Annotated in this window: 2 rRNA genes; both read right to left on the reverse strand. The window is 44.5% G+C overall.

Annotation, left to right across the window (positions count from 1 at the left end):
- Nucleotides 1-132: ribosomal RNA gene (locus AC1DJR_RS33725) — 23S ribosomal RNA — on the reverse strand; the annotation flags it as partial.
- A gap of 146 nt (nt 133-278) precedes the next feature.
- Nucleotides 279-409: ribosomal RNA gene (locus AC1DJR_RS33730) — 16S ribosomal RNA — on the reverse strand; the annotation flags it as partial.

Consider the following 409-nt stretch of genomic DNA (forward strand, 5'->3'; position numbering starts at 1 on the left):
AGTGGGTTTCCCCATTCGGAAATCTTCGGATCAAAGCTTACTTACAGCTCCCCGAAGCATATCGGCGTTAGTCCCGTCCTTCATCGACTCCTAGTGTCAAGGCATCCACCGTGCGCCCTTTCTAACTTAACCAAACTAAAATTAAAAAAATATGAGCTACACTGTTATCTAGTTTTCAAAGAACATACATTTAAACTTGAGAGATAGTTCTCTCAAAACTGAACGAAACAAAACAAGTCAACGTTTATTGATGAACTGCGTTCATCAATTCTCCATAGAAAGGAGGTGATCCAGCCGCACCTTCCGATACGGCTACCTTGTTACGACTTCACCCCAATCATCTGTCCCACCTTAGGCGGCTGGCTCCATAAAGGTTACCCCACCGACTTCGGGTGTTACAAACTCTCGT

This window comes from Bacillus sp. 05T31 (assembly GCF_056396725.1).